Annotated in this window: 12 protein-coding genes and 1 pseudogene; 5 read left to right on the forward strand and 8 right to left on the reverse strand. The window is 44.8% G+C overall.

All coding sequences use genetic code 11. The features are described 5' to 3' along the window. Positions 1 to 447: 447 nt before the first annotated feature. The 3 genes from QT979_RS19715 to QT979_RS19725 all read left to right on the forward strand — a co-directional run bounded on the left by QT979_RS19715 (position 448) and on the right by QT979_RS19725 (position 8,105). Entirely contained in the window at positions 448 to 5,739 is a 5,292-nt protein-coding gene (locus QT979_RS19715; RefSeq protein WP_333311454.1) for an AAA family ATPase, read from the forward strand. 232 nt (positions 5,740 to 5,971) lie between these two features. Continuing rightward, complete coding sequence (locus QT979_RS19720) at positions 5,972 to 7,432, forward strand: DUF3370 domain-containing protein (protein WP_333311455.1); 1,461 nt, start codon at positions 5,972 to 5,974, stop codon at positions 7,430 to 7,432. A 112-nt stretch (positions 7,433 to 7,544) separates the two neighbouring features. Then, on the forward strand, positions 7,545 to 8,105 hold the full coding sequence (locus QT979_RS19725) for a Uma2 family endonuclease (protein WP_333212857.1): 561 nt from the start codon (positions 7,545 to 7,547) through the stop codon (positions 8,103 to 8,105). Between the two features lie 99 nt (positions 8,106 to 8,204). Here QT979_RS19725 and QT979_RS19730 read toward each other — a convergent pair whose 3' ends face one another. From QT979_RS19730 to QT979_RS19740, 3 genes are all read right to left on the reverse strand, one after another. Beyond that, positions 8,205 to 9,488, reverse strand: coding sequence for a dihydrolipoamide acetyltransferase family protein (locus QT979_RS19730; protein ID WP_333311456.1), 1,284 nt, complete (start codon positions 9,486 to 9,488; stop codon positions 8,205 to 8,207). A gap of 180 nt (positions 9,489 to 9,668) precedes the next feature. Continuing rightward, complete coding sequence (locus QT979_RS19735) at positions 9,669 to 10,109, reverse strand: YlqD family protein (protein WP_242722909.1); 441 nt, start codon at positions 10,107 to 10,109, stop codon at positions 9,669 to 9,671. Between the two features lie 151 nt (positions 10,110 to 10,260). Next, positions 10,261 to 12,210, reverse strand: coding sequence for a long-chain fatty acid--CoA ligase (locus QT979_RS19740; protein ID WP_333311457.1), 1,950 nt, complete (start codon positions 12,208 to 12,210; stop codon positions 10,261 to 10,263). Between the two features lie 123 nt (positions 12,211 to 12,333). Here QT979_RS19740 and QT979_RS19745 point away from each other — a divergent pair, with 123 nt between their 5' ends. Next, positions 12,334 to 13,611, forward strand: coding sequence for a leucine-rich repeat domain-containing protein (locus QT979_RS19745; protein WP_333311458.1), 1,278 nt, complete (start codon positions 12,334 to 12,336; stop codon positions 13,609 to 13,611). Between the two features lie 172 nt (positions 13,612 to 13,783). Here the strand turns inward: QT979_RS19745 and QT979_RS19750 are convergent, their stop codons facing one another. The 5 genes and pseudogenes from QT979_RS19750 to QT979_RS19770 form a co-directional block, all read right to left on the reverse strand. Then, the gene (locus QT979_RS19750; RefSeq protein WP_333311459.1) at positions 13,784 to 14,131 is read right to left on the reverse strand and encodes a type II toxin-antitoxin system RelE/ParE family toxin; all 348 of its coding nucleotides are present in this window, start codon (positions 14,129 to 14,131) and stop codon (positions 13,784 to 13,786) included. Beyond that, positions 14,121 to 14,423, reverse strand: coding sequence for a UPF0175 family protein (locus tag QT979_RS19755; RefSeq protein WP_333311460.1), 303 nt, complete (start codon positions 14,421 to 14,423; stop codon positions 14,121 to 14,123). The genes QT979_RS19750 and QT979_RS19755 overlap by 11 nt, the downstream gene beginning before the upstream one ends. 39 nt (positions 14,424 to 14,462) lie before the next feature. Then, the gene (locus QT979_RS19760; protein ID WP_333212847.1) at positions 14,463 to 14,708 is read right to left on the reverse strand and encodes a hypothetical protein; all 246 of its coding nucleotides are present in this window, start codon (positions 14,706 to 14,708) and stop codon (positions 14,463 to 14,465) included. Between the two features lie 154 nt (positions 14,709 to 14,862). After that, on the reverse strand, positions 14,863 to 15,825 hold the full coding sequence (locus QT979_RS19765; RefSeq protein ID WP_333212845.1) for a hypothetical protein: 963 nt from the start codon (positions 15,823 to 15,825) through the stop codon (positions 14,863 to 14,865). Between the two features lie 210 nt (positions 15,826 to 16,035). Continuing rightward, positions 16,036 to 16,215 (reverse strand): annotated as a pseudogene (locus QT979_RS19770) (DEAD/DEAH box helicase); the annotation flags it as partial. A 750-nt stretch (positions 16,216 to 16,965) separates the two neighbouring features. Here QT979_RS19770 and QT979_RS19775 point away from each other — a divergent pair. Beyond that, on the forward strand, positions 16,966 to 20,109 hold the full coding sequence (locus tag QT979_RS19775) for a peptidase domain-containing ABC transporter (RefSeq protein WP_333311461.1): 3,144 nt from the start codon (positions 16,966 to 16,968) through the stop codon (positions 20,107 to 20,109). Positions 20,110 to 20,184: the final 75 nt, after the last annotated feature.

The following is a 20,184-nucleotide window of genomic DNA, read 5'->3' on the forward strand; positions in this document are numbered from 1 at the left end:
AAACATCTAATCACATAATTTTTTCCTCGGCTCTCCCCGATGCTTGGCATTAACAGTAGCAGATGATACTAAGTATCTGAGACTGAACGTTGAAACTCTCGATCATGCTAAATTATTAGCTTGCATTATCACCATAAGTACGAGAGAGCCGATAATAACTTAACGTCGATTCCTATTGGGCTTTGACGCAGGGGATGGGATAATAGATATGAAATCTTTATCAAAGATAGTATCTAAGTTACAGTCCTCATTTCCCATTCGTAAATCAAATACTTATATATACTGTTACCATTATTACATTTTAACTCAGGAGAGCCACATGAACGAACCCACTCAAAGCAATACCAAAGCAGGCTGTGCCGTTCCACAGTCGATTATGACCGCAAGTCAGGATGAACTGGATGACATCGATTTAGAATAGTTAATGAAAAGGGTAAGGTAAAAAAAATGATCGTTCTTTCAAAATACGAAGTTATAGAAAATATTTACGAAGGAGTCAGAACCGTTGTTTATCGAGGGATAAGAAATCGGGATCGACAGCTTGTTATCGTTAAAATAATAAAAAATCAATATCCTAGCCTTGAACAAATCACCAATTTAAGGCAAGAATTTATAATTACTCACAATTTAGAGTGTGAAGGAATTGTCAAAACTTACAACTTAGAAAACTATCAGAATAGTTTAGCGCTAATATTAGAAGATTTTGGGGGGCTATCCCTTTATCATTTTATGGCAGCCAATAACCTGTCAATAACCGAGGTGCTGAGGGTAGCGATCGCTCTAGCAGAAACTTTGATCTATCTCCATCAAGTACCGATCATTCACAAAGACATTAAGCCCTCAAATATCATTATCAATCCAGCGACCGGAAAAGTAAAACTGACTGACTTTAGTATTTCATCGCGCTTGGAATTGAAAAACCAAAGCATTAGCAATCCCAACTTGCTGGAAGGGACTCTCGCTTATATGTCACCCGAACAAACGGGAAGAATGAATCGAGCAATTGACTACCGCACCGACTTATATTCTTTAGGAGTGACTTTCTATGAAATGCTGACCAACCAGTTGCCATTTACTACCACCGATCCGATGGAGTTGGTTTACTGTCATATTGCCAAACAACCCGTCCCACCTAAAGAGGTAGCAGAAATTCCTCCAGTGGTTTCAGATATTGTGATGAAACTGTTAGCAAAAAATGCGGAAGACCGATATCAAAGTGCGGCGGGATTAAAATTTGACCTGGAAACTTGTTTGCAGCAATTGCAGACAACTGGAAAGATTGAAAATTTTCCCATCGGTCAACGCGATCGCGGCAACCAATTACTGATTCCCCAGAAGCTTTATGGTAGAGAAACCGAAGTCCAAATTCTTCTAGATGCCTTTGGACGAGTCAGCCTCGGTGCCACCGAGATGATGTTAGTTTCCGGTTATTCCGGGATTGGTAAAACTTCAATCGTCAATGAAGTTCATAAACCAATTGTAGCAGCTAGGGGATATTTTATTGCGGGTAAGTTTGACCAGTTTAAGCGCAATATTCCCTATGCGGCGTTACTCCAAGCATTTCAAGAATTAGTTCGTCAGCTATTAACCGAAAGTTCCGAACAGATTGCTATTTGGAAAGCAAACTTATTAAATGCGCTAGATAATAACAGTCAAGTTATTATTGATGTTATCCCCGAAGTCGAACTAATTATCGGTAAACAGCCTGAAGTTCCTCAACTGGGTTCATCGGAATCACAAAACAGATTTAATCGGGTATTTCAACAATTTATTCGCGTTTTTTGTCAACCCGAACACCCGCTAGTCATATTCCTAGACGATTTACAGTGGGCAGATTCGGCATCTCTAAAGTTAATTCAACTCTTAGTCACTGACCCAGATAGCAAATATTTGTTAACGATTGGAGCTTATCGAGATAACGAAGTCAGTCCCGTTCATCCTTTAATCCAGACAATAGAAAAAATTCAAGAAACTGAAACGGTGGTGAATAATATCACCATTCAGGCGCTGGCTTTGGATAGCGTCAACCAATTAATCGCCGACACTCTCGATGCCAGCGTAAATTCAGACAAAATAAAAGTTTTTTCAGAGTTACTTTTTAATAAAACCCAAGGGAATCCCTTTTTTTTAACGCAGCTACTCAAAACCCTGTACTCGGAAAATCTGCTGGTTTATCAGGTAGACACAGACCGCTGGAAGTGGGATATTCAACAAATCCAATCAATTGGTATCGCAGATTTCAATATTGTTGAACTGGTTGCTCGCAATATTCGCAAACTCCCTGAAACAACCCAGAAATCATTAAAATTAGCGGCTTGTATCGGCAACCAATTTAACTTAGAAGTTTTATCAATTGTCAATGAAGAATCAAACATAGCGACGGCTGCTCATTTGTGGGAAGCAATGCAAGCGGGTTTGATTCTGCCGCTGTCTGAAAATTACAAAATTCCTCTAGTGTTTGCCCAGGAAGAGTTGGCATCTATACGCGATATCAAAGTTGACTACAAATTTTTGCACGACCGCGTGCAACAAGCAGCCTATTCTTTGATTGCAGAGTCAGACAAAAAAGCCACTCACCTGAAAATTGGTCAACTGTTGCTGAATAATACAACAGAGCAAGAGCGAAAAGATAATATTTTTGCTCTGGTTAACCAACTGAATTTTGGCACAGATTTGCTAACTAATCAGTCAGAAAAAGATGATTTGGCTGAATTAAACCTGATTGCTGGACAGAAAGCAAAGGCAGCTACTGCATATGAAGCCGCTGTTAATTATTTGAATGTAGGTATAGAACTCCTGAGTCAAGATAGCTGGGAAAGTAGATACGATCTGACATTTAATTTTTATCTGGAAGCGGCGGAAGGCGAATATCTCAATGCCAATTTAGAACGAGCAGTAATTTTGTGCGATCGCACTCTCCAAAAAGCCAAAAAAATTCTCGAACAAGTCAACTTATACGAACTGAAAATTAGGCTTAACCTCGCTAAAAACCAGAACAATTCTGCGGTAGATACCGGACTGCAAGTTCTAGAAATGCTGGGAGTGGCCCTATCCCAATCACCCCCCCAAGAGTTAAATATCGAGGAGTTAGCGAACTTGCCAGAAATGAGCGATCGCTACAGGCTAGCGGCAATGCAAATTTTAATTCTTATATGGCCTCCTGCTTGTTTTGGATCGAGCGCAATGGCGCTACCGATTCTATATACTATGATTGAACTCTCGATTCAATACGGAAATTCGTTGGTTTCTATTTACGCTTATTCTATTTATGGTTCACTCATATCTTGGCTAATACCAGACATAGATTCTGGCTATAAACTGGGTCAAATATCTTTGCAGTTGTTGGCTCGGTTAAATGGAAAAGAGTTTTTATCTAAAATATTCGTTAATATTTTTATCAGTAATCACCATCAAAAAGAGCCTCTGGCAACTACTATAGACCCCTTGCTTCAAGCAATTAATAACGGCTTAGAAGTCGGTGATATAGAATATGCTTGTCATGCTGCTGATTACTATTGCTCACATCTGCTTTTTAAGGGAGAGCATCTGGATTATGTGCAAGAGCAACAAAAAAATTATAGCGATTTAACAGCTAAGCTGTCCCAAGAACATCAGCTTTATCTCATCAAAATTATCGGTCAGTTAGTGGCAAATTTAATGGGTCGAGCAGACAATAAATTGCTATTAATTGGCGACCTGTTAAATGAAGAAGAGACAATCGCATATCTTCAAAGTATTAATAATACAATTGCCTTGTTTAGAGTGTTTTTTGCTAAAACCATGCTTTGCTATTTGTTCCAAGATTATGCAATGGCTATAGAGCATGGTATTACAGGAGTCAATTATTCAACAATGCTCCACAGTAACTTTAGCTTTTCAGAACATATTTTTTACTATTCTCTTGCTCTTTTAGCTCAGTATTTTCAGGAAACTGAGGAAAAGCAGCAACAATACCTGAAACAAGTAGAAGAAAATCAGCAAAAGATGAAATATTGGGCGTTCCATTGCCCAGCCAATTACCAGCATAAGTATGACTTAGTAGAGGCAGAAAAAGCCCGCGTGTTAGGGCAATCTTTCTCAGCAATGGAATATTACGACCGGGCGATAGATGGAGCCAAGGAAAATGGATACGTCCAGCACGAAGCCCTCGCCAATGAACTAGCAGCAGAATTTTATTTAACTTTAGGTCGTCAGAAAGTAGCGCGTACCTACATGATAGACGCTTACTATGCTTATATTCGCTGGGGAGCAAAAGCAAAAGTTAAAGATTTAGAAGAGCGCTATTCTGAATTACTCGCACCAGTCGTCGGTAGGAAAAACAGCCTGACGAGTGGAAGAAGCGAAACGATTGTTCAGACCAGAACCACTCTTACTTCTACCAGTTCAGGTGCTGCAAACGAGCTGGATTTATCAACAATTATCAAAGCCTCCCAAGCGCTCTCAGGGGAAGTTCATTTAGATAAGTTACTCTCGAATTTGATGCAAGTCTTGCTGGAAAATGCCGGAGCAGAAAAGTTTTATTTCATCATACCTGACCCAGCAGGTAAGTGGAAAATTGAAGCTCAGTGTACGGGTGAACGATGTCAATTAATCTCCAAGTCAGCGGCTGAAAGTCAAGAGATTCCTATCTCGCTGGTCAATTATGTAGAACGCACGCAAGAAACTCTTGCGATCGATGATGCAACGAATAAAAGCAGGTTTGCATCGGATCCATATATTATTCAGCAGCGACCTAAATCTATCTTGTGTAGCCCCCTGATTAATCAAGGTAAGTTGGTAGGCATTTTATACCTAGAAAATAATTTAACAGCGGGGGCTTTTACGCGCGATCGCCTAGAAGTCCTCAACATCATTTCCGCCCAAGCTGCGATCTCCATCGAAAATGCCCGTCTCTATCAAACTTTAGAAGAAAAGGTGCAACAACGCACCGCCCAACTCGCCCAAGCAAACCAGGAAATTAGCGGCCTTAACAACAAACTTAAAGCCGAAAACATCCGCCTCAGTGCTGAGTTAGAAGTCACGAAACGACTGCAACAAATGATCTTGCCCAAACAATCAGAACTAGATAAAATTAAAGGATTAGAAATAGCAGGATATATGCAACCTGCCGATGAAGTTGGTGGCGACTACTACGACGTGCTAACCCAAAATGATAAGGTAAAAATTAGCATCGGCGATGTTACCGGACATGGTTTAGAAAGTGGCGTATTAATGATTATGGCGCAAACCGCCGTCCGCACTCTCCAACAAATGAACGAAACCGATCCGGTGAAGTTTCTTGATGTGTTAAACCGCACCCTTTATGCCAATATCGAGCGCATCGACTCGTCTAAAAACATGACATTGACTTTGTTAGATTATCAAGATAGTAACCTTACCCTCAGCGGTCAACATGAAGAAATAATTGTAGTCCGTACTGATGGTAACATCGAACGGATCGATACAACGGAACTCGGCTTTCCTCTGGGATTAGAGGAAGATATTGCTGATTTTGTTTCCCAAGTTCAAGTGCATCTTAATCCAGGGGATGTAGTAGTGCTTTACACAGATGGAATTACCGAAGCTGTAAATATAAATAAAGTGTATTACGGCATAGAAAGATTGTGCCAAGTGACCAAAGAAAATCGCCACAAAACGGCTGAAGAAATTCGACAAGCAGTAATTGATCATCTGCGGCAACATATTGACAAACATAAAGTTTTTGACGACATTACGTTGGTAGTTATAAAACAGAAATAACGCAAGTTGGTAATTGGTAATTGGTAAATTGTTTGAGAGTCCGACGATCGAAACCGACTTCACGCCCAACAATTTTGGAAATGGTGCGCGGACTCAGGAAAGTGCGATCGAAAGCTGAGCGCCACGTCTGTGCTAAAATCCAAAATTCCTCAAACACATCAACCAACTTGTGGTAAAGTTTTGTGTCGATCGCCCGTTAGCGGAGTCCTCCCAGAGGATCGGTCAAATATCAATGCAAGTTCAGTTAAACGCGCTCACAGCAATGTTTTTGCCAATTTTCCCCCTAGCTCAAACAATCGCCGCACCTCCCGCCCAACAACAACTGATCATCGACCCAGAAGCCCCCGCACCCGAAAACGAACTGGATTTGCCGCCACAGCCAAGCAGGAGCCCGCTGAAAACCCTGACGGTGCCTCAGCAAGTGCGCGTTTTACCGGGAAAACTCGACAGCATCCCGGTTTTCAATAGCAACAGCCCCGAAGTTGTGCAAACCGAAGGCATTTTGCTCTCCACATTTCCACAGGAAGGAAAACAAATACCTTCTGCACACTTAAACTTTCCCTTCAAAGGTCGATTTGACATCTTTGCCCACCACATCGCCAAAGCTAAAAATCGCGCCGAAACTCGCACCTTATTTCAAGGAATAATTGTCCACAATCCCAACTCCGAACCTGTTACTTTAAAAGTATTGCAAGGAGCGACCTATTTAACTCGGCCGGATGCTTTGTTTGTCGATTTGCCGTCGTATTTAGAGAATCGATTCGGTACTGTGTTTGCGGGGCCTGGAAGCCGCATCACGAGCGATGTATTGCGGGGGTTCAGACAAGCCATTTTGCCCGCTGCGATCGAGATTCCGGCCAATCAGAGCCGAATGCTGATGAATTTGCCGATACCCGTGGGGAATGTGACGCCTTCTTCCAATGGTCGATCGACCTTGATGCGAATGTCGAGCAGCAATTCGGTTTATGTCGCTAGTTTAGCGATGTTTGCTCCTACAACTCCAGAAGGAGTAGAGCAATATCCCACATTAGAAGAGTGGGAAAATATCTTAAATACCAAAGGTTTAGCGGGCCCGAGAGATTTAGCACCAACTCCCAGAGGCGAAAATCCGGTGCAAAAAATTTATGGCCGCGTAGCGGGAGTAGCGGAAGGTTCCCAGTGGCAAGCTAAAATTACGGACAATTCGAGAACTGATTATTTAACGATTCCCAAGCGCGGCGAGTCATTTTCCTATGCTTTGAGCACAACGGACACGGGTACTTTTGGGACTGGCCAAGTTCAAAGCGCTAAAATGTTAGCTCGTTATCCCGATACTGCTTATTTTGCTCACGGTAATTACGGGATTCAATACAACTTAACTTTTCCGCTTTATAACAAATCTCGCGAGTCTCAATCTGTTAGCATTAAAATGCAAACACCGATTAAAGCAAATACAGAATCGGGGGGATTGATGTTTTATGACCCTCCTGAAAATCGGATATTTTTCCGAGGTACGGTGCGGGTGATGTTTAAGGATGATACGGGCAAGACTTTGACGCGCTACATTCACATTGTGCAACGGCGGGGACAGCAGGGGGAACCTTTGGTGAATGTGAATATGAAGCCGGGGGAACGCCGTTTGGTGCAGGTGGATTTCTTGTATCCGCCGGATGCGACGCCGCCGCAAGTTTTGACAGTGCGATCGAGTAATTAGTTGGTGGTTATACCAATTTAATATGAAGCTGCACAGAACATAGAGCCAGTAGGTTGAATCTTACTGGCAACAATGATAAAGTTTAGACAACTGTTGAATAAGGAGAATAGTTATGTCTGTTCAGATGCAAAGACGGCTATTTACAGTACAAGAATATCACCTAATGGGTGAGGCTGGCATTTTGAGCGAAGATGACCGAGTAGAATTGATAGAAGGAGAAATTGTTCAAATGGCTGCAATTGGTACTCGTCATGCAAGTTGTGTAAAGCGCCTGATCGCTGTGTTCTCCGATTTGGAGAGAAGACGTGCGATTATAGGCGCCCAAGACCCGATCCAGTTAACTGAACGCACCGAACCTCAACCGGATATTGTATTGCTGCAACCTCGCGCTGACTACTATGCTACTGCACATCCAGTACCATCTGAAGTTTTGTTGTTAGTTGAGGTTTCTGATAGCACTGTTGATTTCGATCGCGATGTGAAAGTACCTAACTATGCTCGTGCTGGTATTCAAGAAGTATGGTTGTGGGATCTTGAGATTAATTGTTTAGAAGTTTACCGTTTTCCGACGGCAAATGGCTATACTTCAATGCAAAAGTTTGAGCGGGGAGAAATGGTGGCGCCGCTAGCTTTTACTGAGTTTGAAGTAAGCGTTGATTTTATTTTGGGTTAGAGCGATATAAAAGTAGATTGAATATTATAAACTCTTAGCTGATTGACAGTCAACTGTCAACAGTTAACTGTTGACAGTTAACTGTTGACAGTCAACTGGTTAAAGGGTCAAAGATTGAGGATTTGTCTCAATTAATTTCGCTAAATCTTGCAAGAAAGATGCAGCGTCAGCACCGTAAATAATCCGGTGATCGCAAGTAATATTCACCTGCATTTGGCGCTTCACTCCCATCAAACCATCCTCGTTTGCCACTACTTGCGGCCGCGAAGAACCGATCGCCAAAATCGAGCCTTGATTCGGGGGCAAAATCGCGTCAAACTTGTCTACACCAAACATTCCCAAATTGGAAAGAGTGAAAGTTCCCGTGCTGTACTCATCAGGCTTCAACTGCTTGGTGCGGGCGCGATCGACTAAATCCTTCCAAGTGCGCGAGAGCGAATAAATATCGAGGCGATCGGCATTTTGCAACACCGGCGTAATCAAACCACCGCCGTCCATCGCCACAGCTACCGCCACATTAATATCAGCACGGTATTGAATCCCGGACTCCACATAAGAAGCATTCAGCAGAGGATGTTTTTGTAAAGTTACTGCTACAGCCTTCGCCAGCATAGCCGTCATCGTGACGCCCTTCGACTTAATTTGTTTGTAGAGTTTGTCGAGATTATCAGTAGTAATTGTGTAACCGACGCGGAAAGACGGCACGCTCAAACTTGCTTCCATATTCCGCACTACCGCATTTTGCAGCGCGTTCATCGGTACTTTTTGGCCCGAAAGTGCGATCGCCGGGACTGGTGCGGGTGCGGGTTTGGCGGGTGCGGGTGCGGCGAGGGCGGGTGCGGGTGCTGCGGGGACTGTTACCGCTTGCTGAACCGGAGCGGGTTGAGCTTTGCCGGCGGCTGCTTCCACATCCTCTGCGACAATGCGACCGTTGGGCCCGCTGCCTTTGATAGAATTCAAATCTACTTTAAATTCTTTGGCTAACTTGCGAGCGCGGGGAGAAACGACGCTGCGGCCATTTTGGCGACTAACATTTTGCTGCAAACCTGCTGACGATGTAGCTGCGCTGACAGGAGCGGGGCTGGGAGCCGGGGCGGCGGTTGGGGCGGTGGCTCCTTGCTGCTGAGCTGTGGCGATTTCGGCTTCTGTTTCTGCTACGAGGGCGATTGCTGCGCCCACCGGAGCAACTTCGCCCGCAGGTACGATAATTATTGCTAAATAGCCTTCGTAGAAAGACTCCACGTCCATGTCGGCTTTGTCGGATTCAACGACTACCACCGTTTCGCCTTTTTCTACTTTGTCTCCGGCGGATTTGACCCAGGAAACAATTTTGCCCTCTGTCATTGTCGAACTCAGGGCTGGCATGAAAACTTCGCGAATCATCTGTAAAAAGTCCTTGTGTGTTGGTAATAGGTAATAGGTAATCGGTATTTGGCAATTGATAATTGGCGACCGGCCACCGGCAATACTTATTATTATGCCAGTCTCTCGAATTCTTGATGTGTGACTGTTGACTCAAAATCAATTGCCAATTACCGATCGCCAATTACCACTTACCAATTTCTAAATATCACCTCGAATTTCTTCGACTATGCCGTCGCGGAGGAGAATTTCTACTTGCATTTTTTGAATCAAGTTTTCTCCCAGCCCGACAGTGAATGTGCCGTCAATTTGACCTTGACTCACTTCTTGCTCGAGGTCTAGCACCTGCACTTGCTGAAGCTGTTGCAGGTTTTGGTTTTTCTGTTCTAGCAGTTCGCTTTTTCTTTGATTCACCTGCACTTGAATGTTTTCTATTTGCTGCTGTACTTGCGGGCCTGGGGGCTGTAGATTTTGCTGTTTGATTTCTGAAACCATCCGCTGCCCTTGCATTTCTAACTGTTGTAGCTGAGAGTCTATTTGGTTGATTTGGGCTTGGAGTTGCTGTTGAGCTTCTTCTTTCCAGCGGGGAGTAACGACGACTTTAACGTTAATCGATCGCTTCAAGAGTAATTGTGGTTCCATAAAGTTGTTGCTTGTCAATTAGGAATTAGGCATTAGTCTTGGGCCATTAGTTGGTAAATATGAACTAATGGCCCAGGACTGAGGACTCGGACTCAGGACTCGGGTGTTGGGATAATTTTTTCTTTTCCATTCCCCAAGTCCTGCGAATATTTCAAAACATCCCGTCAATCATATCGCGGTAGTGTTGCGTCACAACCGGGCGCTTAATTTTCAGGGTCTGGGTCAACATTCCATTTTCGATCGAAAATGGCTCCTGAATCAACCGGAACGGGCCGATGCGATCGTCCGCGCGGTATCCAGGGCGATTTTGCACCTCTCGGTTCAATTCTTTGCGGAATAAATTTTGAATTGTCTTGCTATTCCAGTCAATTTCGTGTAAAGGGGGATTCTGAGTTTCTGCCCATTTCTGCACAGCTTCTGCATTGGGGACAATTAAGGCGCCGACGGATTTCTGGTCTTGACCTACTAGCATAATTTGGTCGATGTAGGGGCTGCGGACGCAGGCGTCTTCTATGGGCTGGGGTTCGATGTTTTCACCGTTGCTGAGGACGATCGTATCTTTGGCCCGCCCGGTCAAGATTAAGTCGTTTCCCGGTGTCAGCCAGCCCAAGTCGCCGGTGTCGAACCAGCCTTCGGAGTCGATCGCCTTGGCAGTCGCTTGGGGATTAAGATAATAACCTGCCATAATTTGCGGCCCGCGGCCCAATACCAAGCCGCGCTGGCCTGTTGGCAGTTGCTGTCTGGTTTCTGGGTCTACTATTTTAATTTCCGTATGGGCTAGAGGCTGTCCCGCGGAACCTTTAAGATTGTGCCAAGGGCGGCGGACGGTTAAAACCGGGGACGTTTCGGTTAAACCGTATCCCACTAACAAGCCGATATTCGCTATTTCAAAGAAATTGTCTAAATGCGTGGCCAAAGAACCGCCGCCGCTAATCGCCCATTTTAAGCGTCCCCCTGTAGCTTCCCTGACTTTTTTGTAAACCAATTTTTCGGCAAGGGCGTGTACGGGCGACAGCAGAATGCTTTTGGTGCGGGCGATTAGTTTTTCGGAAGCAGAAGCCGGTTTCAAACTAAGAGTTAATCCTTGGAAAATGCGGCGCGCCTCGATGTATTGCTGGCTGGCAGATAACAGGAAGTTAACCAATTTTTGTTTGTTGGCTGGCTGTTCCCGAAACTGCTTTTGTACTGCCTCGTAAATCGATTCCCAGATGCGCGGAACGCTAATCATGTAATGGGGTTTGTAGGCTTTAAAATCTTGTTTGAAATAGCGAATATTGGTGTAAATTTGGGTGCATCCTTGGGAAAGCAGGAAGTATTCGACGCTGCGTTCGTAGGCGTGCCAACTGGGCAGGATGCTGAGGGCAGATTCGCCGGCTTCGGGCTGGAGAATTGTGCCGAAGGTGGTGACTTGGTGCAGCAGATTCCCGTGAGTCAGCATAACGCCTTTGGGTTTGCCGGTGGTGCCGCTGGTGTAGAGGAGGGTGGCGAGGGTTTGAGGCTTGTGGTTGGTGGGTTTGAGGGGACGGTTTGCCCCTGTGGTCATGACTTGGGAAAATTTGGCTGTACTTAGGGTTTGGCTGGTTTCCGGTTCTTCGTCGGAGAGGAGGACGATGAGTTGAATGGGTAAATCGGGGAGGCGGTGTTGCAGTTTTTTCAGTAATGCCAGGTTTTCTACTACCAAGGCGGTGCTGCCACTGTCTTGGATGATGTACAAAAGTTCTTCGGGGTCGGCGGTGGCGCCTCGAACCGCGTTGGCCGCCCCGGCCATCATGATGCCTTGGTCGGCTATCAGCCAGCGGGGGCTGTTGTCGGCGAAGAGGGCGACGCGGGGAGGGACGGCTTCTCCTGGATGTGGTTCAATGCCGAGGGCTTGGAGGCCGGCCGCGAATTGCTGGATTTGTTGGTAGAGGTCGGTGTAGGTGAGTTTGATTTCGGGCTGGCTGTGGGGGTCGTGGAGGGCGACGGTTTGACCGAATTGTTGTTTGACGATCGCCCAAATTTCGGGTATCGATCGAATGGAACTGTAATCGATTAGCTTGCTGAGGTTCGCGCGATCGCGATCGGTGATTTGAGATGATGCGTAAGATGCTGTGCTGTTCATAGGGTTTGTGCAGATAAAGTTATTGGCTACAAGTTTAATATGAGAGCTATTTTAGAACTATCTGGCAGTCTCGTGACAGTTTGCCCACCTGCCATTGTCTATTCAAAAAATTAGACTTACAAGATGATGAAATTTATAGTTGCAGAGAAACACATTAATTTATCAAGGTTGATAGTAGTTGCTTTTAGTGCGATCGTAGCATTATCGGGAAATGCACTTGGAGCGAAGGCTGAAGAAACGCGATCGGGAAACAGAACATTTGCGGATTGGTGTCGCCAAAAAGCTAATTTGAGTCCTGAAGCTAAACATACTGTTGAGGTGCTGTTGCAGAAAGCGGGAACTACTGAGTGCGAGGCGGCCGATCGGAAACTTTCTCTTCTCACGGAACTAAAGCTCTACAAAAATCAAATCAGTGACATCAAACCGCTAGCATCTTTGACTAAACTGACTGCGATCGAACTCTGGAACAATCAAATTAGCGATCTCCAACCCTTAGCATCCTTGACTACATTGACTCGGCTCTACCTCCACAACAATCAAATCAAGGACATCAAACCGCTAGCATCCTTGACTCACCTGACCGATCTCTTCCTCTACAACAATCAAATCAAGGACATCCAACCCCTAGCATCCTTGACTCACCTGAGTAGGCTCAAACTCGAAAACAATCAAATCAGGGACATCCAACCGCTAGCATCCTTGACTCACCTGACTGATCTCGGCCTCACCAAAAATCAAATCAGCGATATCAAACCGCTAGAATCTTTGACTAAACTGACTGAACTGGGGCTCACCAAAAATCAAATCAGCGATATCAAACCGTTAGCATCCTTGACTAAACTAAATTGGCTCTGGCTCACCAAAAATCAAATCAGCGACATCAAACCGCTAGCATCCTTGACTAACCTGACTGGGCTCGGCCTCGGCGAAAATCAAATCAACGACATTAAACTGCTAGCATCCTTGACTAACCTAATTCTTCTCGACCTCCTTAACAATCAAATCAGGGACATCAAACCGCTAGCATCTTTGACTAACCTGACTACTCTCTTCCTCGATAATAATCAAATCAGGGACATCAAACCGCTAGCATCTTTGACTCACCTGACTGCTCTCTTCCTCAACAACAATCAAATCAACGACATCAAACCGCTAGCATCCTTGGCTAACCTGACTGGGCTCGGACTTGACAACAATCAAATCAGTGACATAAAACCGCTAGCATCCTTGACTAACCTGACTGGGCTCGGCCTCAACAACAATCAAATCAACGACATCAAACCGCTAGCATCCTTGACTAAACTGACCGCTCTTTACCTCAGCGGAAATCCGAGCGCACCCAAGACTTGTCCTCTCAAGCCAGAGTCTATCTGTAAGTGGGAACCAGAACCTAAACCCTAAAACTTGAAAATGACGCCCGATCGCACTTCAATACTTCAGTCGCGATAGCTGTGCTGCTGATAAAGTACGATCGCCAATTCTATCCTCACATCGGCTTCAGTCAGGGGGAAATTGTCGGGAAGGTCGATCGTAATTTGCATGATTTATGGTACTTTTAGGTTTTTATTGGCTTTTAAGTGCGATCGATAATGTCTCGAATTTGATTTGCTGGGATGTCATCTTGGTCTGACTTGGAGTAGATAACGACGAGTAAGATGTAGGTATCGCCTCTGAGTTGATAGATAACTCGGTAGCCACCACTTTTGCCTTTTTGGATGTCGCTGTTTTTGAGGCGGACTTTGAATACGGTGTAGCCAGTGCCGGGGATTTGGTCGCCAATTAAGTTGCCAGACTGTAGCTCATCAAGTAGCGGTTTTAGGTCGGTGCGGATACTGCGGTAGCGTTTAATTAAAGTGCGAAGTCGTGTTTTGAACTCATCGGAAAAGACAATCTGGATTTGGGGTGTCTCGTCAGTAATCAATCCCTTCCCACAGTTCGGAAATAGGATGCAATTTGCCTTCTTTAATTTGCTGGAGGGAAGTGCGGAGGCTGGCTAGGACGAGTTCGGCAGGCTCGTCATTGGGATCTGCGGGCGGGGCGACAATATGGCGGCTGATTAATAGTTGGTAGAAGTCGTCCACAGACATTACAGCGAGTTGAGCGGCTCGATCGAGACTGAGGCTGTGTTGCTGATAAAGTACGATCGCCAATTCTATCCTCACATCGGCTTCAGTCAGGGGGAGATTGTCGGGAAGGTCGATCGTAATTTGCATGATTTATACTACCTTTTAATTTTGATTGGCTCTTTAAGTCTAACAATTTGGCAACCCTACCAGGTCACAACTATTAGCTAGATCCGCCAAATCTTGCCAAGTGTGAAAGGAAAAGAAGCGCTTGTCTGCTTCCTGATTCCATACAGCTTGAAATTCGGTATCTGAATACCTCCCGCTGTTGAGTCGAGCTAATAAAGGCGGCCAATTGATAGTCAAATGAGCGGCTTCACCAACGAATAGTTTTTTGTGATTTAGATTGACAACAGCGTAGATTTTATGCTTCATAACTTCTAGCCTCCGCTCTGATTGCTAATACCAAGTCCGGCTTAAATGCCCCTTATTTCTTAGTCCCTCTCTGCTGGGGCTAAATTTTATGTAGTAGGGGCAATCCCCCCGTGGTTGCCCTTGTTTCAACCGCCGAGCGAGGGGGTAACTTAGTTTAAGCGACATGGCGCGGTGCATCAACCATCGGCGCAGTACCAAACAAATGTCTGAGATAACTGCGACTGAGCTCCCGGTTCCAGCGCCGCAGCCGCACCATCACTCGTGTGAATGTAAAAGTCAATTCCAACACCAAAGAAAGCTGTTTGAGACTGAGCGAAGTATTAAACACATCGTTGCCGTGGGTGCGTTCAATCTGATGGTGTTTCAGCAAAGCAATCAGGTTTTTGGTAGAGCCTTTTAGTTGATTGAAGTAACTCTGGGAGAATGCCCAGCGGCTGAAACCCCAAAACTTAGCCAAATGATTGATCTCATCCTGTAAAGGCTGGGAAATTGCCTGTTGCAACGCTCCTGTTGAGTGTACCATCAACCATAAATAAACAGAAGTAGCTCCCCACTCGGTACTCAGGCGACTAATCACGTGTTTGTAGGTATCTTGCCAAGCGTCACCTGTGGATTGACAGCCATTCACAGAGTTCGGTTTAACTTGCAGTTTTTCCCCTGTAAGTTGCTGGTAAATTTTCCTAAATGTCGGGCAATGTTGGCGTTCTTCTTTTTCCCAAACACCAATCTCTAAAATCTTGCCGTTGTCATCAAAGATTCCTCCCATAAACCTTGCCATTTGCGGGTAAATATGCTGTAAGTAGCACCAACTTTCTCTACCGTAGCTGCGGATGGGAGCTTCAATTTCTGCGGCACTTGCCAAAATTTGTAAAAAGATTTCTGGCTTGACACCAATAATTTGGTTGCGATTGATTCCTTGCCAATCTATGGGTTCCCAAGGGCGGGGATGCGGGGTGGAAAATTGCTGGGGGAGAGCGGAAAGTCGATCGCTCAAAACTTCCAATGACATATAATGGTCGATGAGGGAGTTAATCCTCGCTCGACTTTGCAAGTAGCGAGGGCTTTGATACTGATTCCCAGCCAAATCAATTGTATACACCTTACCAGTAGCTTTCATTGTTTCTGCCTGTTCGTAACTTTTACAGCTATTGTGCAAAAGGCATTTGGGAAGTCGCAATGAGTAACGTGCAGGCTGCTCAATTACTAGCACTGGCGTTGATTGAGCAGAACTTAGGTGAAACGGCATGAAGTAGGGTGAACTAAATAACAGATGATACGGCTAAGATGTGCCAAAGAGTAGCCTTCCTCCCATAAATAGTCTCTACTATTGAAAATACAAAGACTTGCCACTGCCCGTCGGCATGACAATCATCATATCCCGTTTTTGTAAAGCAGCTTCGACAATTTCCTGCTGCCCCGGGATCAAAGAGTCATAGCAAAAAAAATGTTTGAGAACTTGTTCCAGGGACAGCGGCACAGAAGATGTTGGCGGATTAGACGCTGATATTTCCAGTAGTTGGTTGTTGGATTTTACGCTATTCCATGCTTTTGGAGAACAAATACACTGAGTGCGATCGCACAAAATTCGTTACGCAGAGAAACCGATACTTTTAATCAGGGTTTAGACGGATAGTGATGGGTATCGATAGTGATGGGTTTGGCCCATCACAGAAGTCACCCCCAAATGGAAAGCCGTTATCAACAGCAGAATTTTCCACTTTACTTTAATTCGTTACATACCCAGATTAGATGGTGAATTAATTGCTTAAATGGCTGCTACAAACTAACAGCAATCAATATTTCTTTACAATGTTCGGAATCTGGACTTCACAAACAAGCATCAAAAATTGATGGTTTTTGAATCCTGAATGTCAATTTCTGTGTATATATACGTATGCCAGGCTCAACATTTGCCTGCCCCAGCTTCACACAATCTTCACAAATATCCGTATAATTACGGTAAGTTTATAAAGATTTGGTAAAGATTGCCCTTAAAGGTAGCCCAAATCACGATTCTGTAAGTTAAACTGAGAGCCAGCCAAAACCACACTTACGTAATCACCACACAATCCTGAAAAAACGCAATTTTATATATCCTAAAGGCGTTGAAGGGATGCCGTAACTAAGGGGTGTTAGTCGGACATATCGACCAACAGTTTTTAAGCCAACTAAATTGCAACTAAACCAATAAAAATTGCTCATAACCGGGTTAGTTGTCATTCAAAAAATTTGTTTCAAATTTTTGACAGGGTGAGTTATGAAAAAAAATTTAGGGGTTAAAAATCACATTTTTAAAACCCCAGAAGCCTTGGAAAATTTCCCGGCTATTCAGAAAATTTTCGAGGAAGTCGGTGCAGAACCGACATTAGTGGCGAAATTAAATACAGCGTGTGAAATTTGCGAGTTTCAGCTCGGAGATGAAATCACTCAATATCAAACATCAGATAGCAACAATTTTCTTGAAAAAGAACAGAGCGATCGCAATTTTTATTTAGTTTGCGAGGGAAGAGTCAGACTGCTAGCGGTAGAAGCGTCTCAACAGCAGGAAATTTCGGCGGTGGTACTGGAAGTCGGAGCAATATTTGGGACAGATAACCGATTTATTGAAAGCGGACTGCCTTACAGGGCAATTGCGGCTGGCACTTGCCAAATCGGTCGAATTGCGGCCACCACAATGCAGCTTATTTTAGAAGAATTCCCGCAACTGCAACAGCACTTGCAGCAAGAATTTCAAGAGCGACAGCGGTTAATATTTTTCAAGACACAAACTGATTTGCGATCGCGCCCTCCCCACCAACAACAGCTTCTGTGGCCGCACTTACTTCCTTACATAGAAGAAAGTCGAGTTCCCGCAGGAGTTTCCCTCGCTGAACATTGCCAAAACTCCAACAATAATTTTTGGCTCCGCAGCGGTCAAATTCAAGGTCAAGCAGCGCCAATTATCGGCAGGAACTGGGAATATTCAGACATAAAGAGCGACTGGATAGCGGTAACAGATCTGCTAATTTACCAGCTTAGCAGCGAACAGTGGGAAATCGCCAAAGCGCGAATTAGTTCCGAAAGCAATTCCCGCCCTAAAATCATCCGCAAACCTCCCATTTTAAGCTTAGTAACGTCGCCCCAGGATGCCAGATATACCTCACAAACTGAGCCATCAAAATTAACCGCAGTTGCTCAGAAAAAACCCGCAGCCGGAATCATCAGCTTTCCCAAACCCAAGCAGAGGCGCTGGTTTAGCAGCAAACACCCATTCATTCAACAACAGAGTGCAGCAGACTGTGGAGCTACTTGCTTAGCGATGATTAGCGAATATTGGGGTAAAAAATTCAGCCTAAATTACTTGCGCGAATTGGCAGAAATCGGCCGCAGCGGCGCGTCGCTCAAGAGTCTGGCAAAAGCAGCGGAAAGGATGGGATTTCAAACCCGTCCCGTGCGAGCTTCTTTAACTCCCCTGCGAAATCAAAATCCCTGGATTGCTCACTGGCAAGGCAATCACTACGTGGCAGTTTACCGCTTTAAAAATCAACAGGTTTTAGTGGCTGATCCGGCTGCGGGCAAGCGGTGGATGAGCATTAAAAGTTTTACCGAAAATTGGACTGGGTATGCCCTAATTTTAGACCCGACAGCGGAACTCTACCGCAATCACGCTGCCGAACATCAAGGCATTAAAATTAAAGATTTTGTTGGCATAGTCTGGCCATACCGCGCTGCGATCGCCCAAATTCTGCTCCTCTCTTTGTTGCTCCAAGTATTTGGTTTAGTTACTCCCCTATTTACCCAGGTAATTCTCGACCAAGTGGTTGTCAGCAAAAGCATAGTAACTCTGCACGTTTTTGCGCTCGGACTGCTGTTATTTAGTGTTTGGCGAACGCTGTTGGGTGCAACGAGACAGTATTTGCTGGATTATTTGTCGAACCGCATTGACCTGACTTTAATTAGTGGCTTTATCAGTCATACTCTCAGTTTGCCAATCAAGTTTTTTGAATCTCGTCAGGTGGGCGATATCTTGACGCGGGTTCAGGAAAATCAAAAAATTCAGGCATTTTTGACTCGCCAAGCTATTACGGCTTGGTTGGATGCTTTGATGGCTGTAGTTTACATCGGACTGATGGTTTACTATAACTGGCGTCTGGCTTTGTTGGTGCTGGCTTTGATTCCACCGATCGTGATTTTGACTTTAGTGGCAACTCCATTTCTGCGAAAAGTGTCGCGGGAGATTTTTACCGAAAGTGCCAAGCAAAATTCATCTTTGGTGGAAATGATTACTGGGGTGGCGACGGTTAAGGCAACTGCTGCTGAGCGAGAAATGCGCTGGCGCTGGGAAGACCAATTAACCTGCATGATTAATGCTAAATTTCGCGGGCAGAAGTTGGCTAATTCTTTGCAGGTGATCGGGGGTGGGATTAATACTTTGGGGAGCACGGCTTTGCTTTGGTACGGGGCAATGCTGGTGATTCAAGATGAGTTGACGATCGGTCAATTTGTTGCTTTTAATATGATGATTGGGAGCGTGATTTCTCCTGTGCTGTCTGTAGTAGGACTTTGGGATGAGTTTCAAGAAGTGCTCGTTTCGATCGAGCGTTTGGATGATGTATTCTCTGCCCAACCTGAAGAAAGCCCTTACAAGCCAATGCTGGTGCTGCCTCGCATTCAGGGAAACGTCAAGTTTGACAATGTTTCTTTCCGTTATGCTCAGGATGAGGAACGCAATACGCTGCAAAATCTTTCCTTTGAGGTGCAAGCTGGAGAAACTGTGGCAATTGTTGGCCGCAGCGGTTCCGGTAAGAGCACTTTGGTAAAGTTGCTGCAAGGTTTCTATTATCCAGAAAAGGGGCGGCTGACAATTGACGGCCACGATATTCGGCACATTTCTTTGCAGTCGCTGCGAGTTCAGTTGGGTGTTGTTCCTCAAGATTGTTTCTTGTTTTCGGGAACGATTTTGGAAAATATTACGCTGTATAAAAACGGAAATGATGCGGATTCTGCAAGCTTGGAACAGGCGATAGAAGTGGCGAAGCTAGCAGAAGCTCACGCTTTTATTCAAGATATGCCGCTGGGTTATCAAACTCCTGTGGGGGAAAGGGGAACGAGTTTGTCTGGGGGCCAGCGACAACGAATTGCGATCGCCCGCGCTCTTTTGGGCGATCCCCGAATTTTGGTTTTGGACGAAGCAACTTCTTCGCTGGATACCGAATCTGAGCGCAGGTTTCAGCAAAATCTCGCCCGCATTAGTCGCGATCGCACTGCGTTTATTATCGCTCATCGTTTGTCTACGGTGCGTCATGCCGATCGCATTTTGGTTCTAGACAAAGGCATTTTAGCCGAACAAGGCAACCACGACGAATTGATGGCTGAACGCGGACTTTACTATCACCTCGCTCAGCAACAACTCGATATTTAAGTCATTAGTCATTAGTCATTAGTCATTAGTCATTAGTCATTAGTCATTAGTCATTAGTCATTAGTCATTAGTCAT

The organism is Microcoleus sp. w2-18bC1 (genome assembly GCF_036700365.1).
Classification (GTDB): domain Bacteria; phylum Cyanobacteriota; class Cyanobacteriia; order Cyanobacteriales; family Microcoleaceae; genus Microcoleus.